At 60.7% G+C, this 2,338-nt stretch carries 2 protein-coding genes and 2 pseudogenes; 3 read left to right on the top strand and 1 reads right to left on the bottom strand.

Annotated elements, in window-relative coordinates:
• Positions 1-721: pseudogene (locus tag OQK_RS31265) on the top strand (NAD-dependent DNA ligase LigB); the annotation flags it as partial.
• A gap of 97 nt (positions 722-818) precedes the next feature.
• Positions 819-1,214, top strand: coding sequence for a DUF1090 domain-containing protein (locus OQK_RS12965; protein ID WP_016772779.1), 396 nt, complete (start codon positions 819-821; stop codon positions 1,212-1,214).
• Between the two features lie 182 nt (positions 1,215-1,396).
• Here OQK_RS12965 and OQK_RS12960 read toward each other — a convergent pair whose 3' ends face one another.
• Positions 1,397-1,846, bottom strand: coding sequence for a c-type cytochrome (locus OQK_RS12960; RefSeq protein ID WP_016772778.1), 450 nt, complete (start codon positions 1,844-1,846; stop codon positions 1,397-1,399).
• A gap of 128 nt (positions 1,847-1,974) precedes the next feature.
• Here OQK_RS12960 and OQK_RS31260 point away from each other — a divergent pair.
• Positions 1,975-2,338: pseudogene (locus tag OQK_RS31260) on the top strand (transglycosylase); the annotation flags it as partial.

Raw genomic sequence — 2,338 nt, 5'->3', positions numbered from 1 at the left:
CAATTTCAAAATCGGCCGCACCGGGCGGATCACCCCAGTGTTGGAACTGCTGCCGGTCAGACTCGATGACCGCGAAATCAAACGGGTCAGCGTCAGCTCGCTCAAGCGCTGGCAAACCCTCGACATCCGTCCCGGCGATCAGGTGGCAATCAGTCTGGCCGGGCTGACCATTCCGCGCCTCGACAGTGTCGTGCTGCGCACCAGCGAACGGGCAGACATCAGCATTCCCGATGCCGGCGATTACCACGCCCTGAGCTGCTGGCAGCCGACGCCGGGGTGTGAAAGCCAGTTTCTCGCGCGTCTGACCTGGCTCAGTGGCAAGCAGGGCCTGGCCATGCAGCATGTCGGTCGCGGCACCTGGGAGAAACTTTTGGAAACAGGCCGTCTGAAACACCTGCTGGATTGGCTGACCCTCGATGCGTCAGAGCTTGCTAACATTGCCGGCCTCGGCGAGCGCAGCAGCGCACGTTTGATCCAGAGTTTTGAGGGCGCGCGGCAACAGCCGTTCGCTCGATGGTTGAAAGCGCTGGGCATGCCGCCGACCGGACAGGCACAACTGGACGATTCGTGGCAGGCCCTGGCACAACGCGACACTGAACAATGGCAGGCAGAAGCCGGCATCGGCCCGGGACGCGCGGCGCAACTGAGCGCATTCTTTCGCGACCCGCAGGTACTGGCTTTGAGTGAAACCCTGAAAGCCGCCGGAATCGACGGCTTCTGAACCTGCAATCCCCGCCCGGCGGGAACCCAACGGCCGGCCAGACGCTCCAACAGCGCAGTGCCCTCCCACCCCGATTGCCTTTGCACATGGAGCTTTTATGAAATTTCTCGCACCGCTCGCCCTGCTTACTCTTTGCGGCGTCATGGCCGCCCCGGTCATGGCCGAAGAAGACGGCCCGGGCCTGACCGGTTGCGCTGCCAAGAAGCAGGGCATCATCAATCAGATCGAACAGGCCAAGTCGCGCGGCAACATGGAGCAGCAGGCAGGCCTGGAAACCGCACTGCGTGAAGTCAATGAACACTGCACCGACGCCGGGCTGAAAAAAGAACGTGAGAACAAAGTGCTTGAGGCCAAGCATGAGGTGAGCCAGCGTCAGGCGGACCTCGACAAGGCCATGAAGAAGGGCGATCCGGAGAAGATCAACAAGCGCAAGGAAAAGCTCGCCGAGTCGCGCAAGGAACTGCAGGAAGCGCTGGACGAGATCGACAAGTAACCAAAGCCCTTTGGGGAGGGGATTTATCCCCTTCCGGCGGCGAGGCCGTCGCACATTCGGCTAGTTGGGTCCGACTGAAAAAACCCGGTTGTATGGTTTGGGGCTGCTTCGCAGCCCATCGGGGATAAATCCCCTCGCCACAAAGTACTCACTCGCCACAACGTACTCAGCAGCCTCAGGAATCAATGATCGCGAAACTCTTTATGGCAAGCACTGCAGGCATCTTCAACTTTCTGCACTGCCGGCCCGAGATTACCGGCCTTGTAAGGCTGAACCTGACTGGCGACCACCAATTCACCGGTAGCCGCTTCAAGGGCGCGGGCCAGTTCCTGAAAACGCGCCTGTTTCTGCCAGACATCGTCCTTGGCGCTGGTGTGATCTTCCTCGCGCACCTGTGGAAAATGCTTCCACGGTTCATGGGCCAACGCATCAAGTCTGACCGCGCCCTCAGCAAATTTCGGTCCGTCGAAGGCAATGCGCCCGCGCAACATGCCGCCGAGGTCTTCGCTGGTCTTGAGCATCTGCTTGAAGATGGCCTTGCGTTGACCCAGCGGCGAATTCGGGTCGACACCGCCACAGGCGGACAAGGTCAGGCAGGCCAGCAATACAACAGCAATGGGTTTCAGAGTCATGGTGGCTTCAGGTCGCGGAAATCGGCGGCCAGTATCCTCGGCTCACCGCCAAACACCAATAGCCCTATTAAAAATACGGGTTGGTCGAGCGCATGGAGCACTCGGCCAACCGGCACAGGAATCACTCCATGAACAGCCGCTTCACGGCCTGGCGTCACCCGCTTATCGTCACCCTTCCACTGCTCGCCATTCTCGCCGGTTGCACAGGCGGCGACAGCGCCAAACCAAAAACCCATGCGCTGGCTACCTATTCCAGCGCGACATGGGAAGCCTTGCCAGCGGTATCCGACAGCGATCTGGTCGCCGGTTTCGGCTCGTGGCGCAGCGCCTGCACACGACTCAAAGCCGACGCAGTCTGGGGGCCGACCTGCGCTGCGGCGGTGAATGTGCCGCAAAGCGCCGCCGAGATTCGTGCATTCCTCAAGCAGAATCTCGATGTCTACGGCCTGCGCGCCGAGAACGACAACCCCAACGGTCTGATCACCGGCTACT

The organism is Pseudomonas sp. R62, from assembly GCF_000257605.1.
Classification (GTDB): domain Bacteria; phylum Pseudomonadota; class Gammaproteobacteria; order Pseudomonadales; family Pseudomonadaceae; genus Aquipseudomonas; species Aquipseudomonas atacamensis.
The sequence above is the reverse complement of the archived record's forward strand: the minus strand, read 5'-3'. Positions and strand labels throughout refer to the sequence as shown.

Excerpts from the sequence above, each read along its gene's own strand:
- OQK_RS12960 (WP_016772778.1), bottom strand. The coding sequence starts at position 1,846 with ATGACTCTGAAACCCATTGCTGTTGTATTGCTGGCCTGCCTGACCTTG.
- OQK_RS12965 (WP_016772779.1), top strand. The coding sequence starts at position 819 with ATGAAATTTCTCGCACCGCTCGCCCTGCTTACTCTTTGCGGCGTCATG.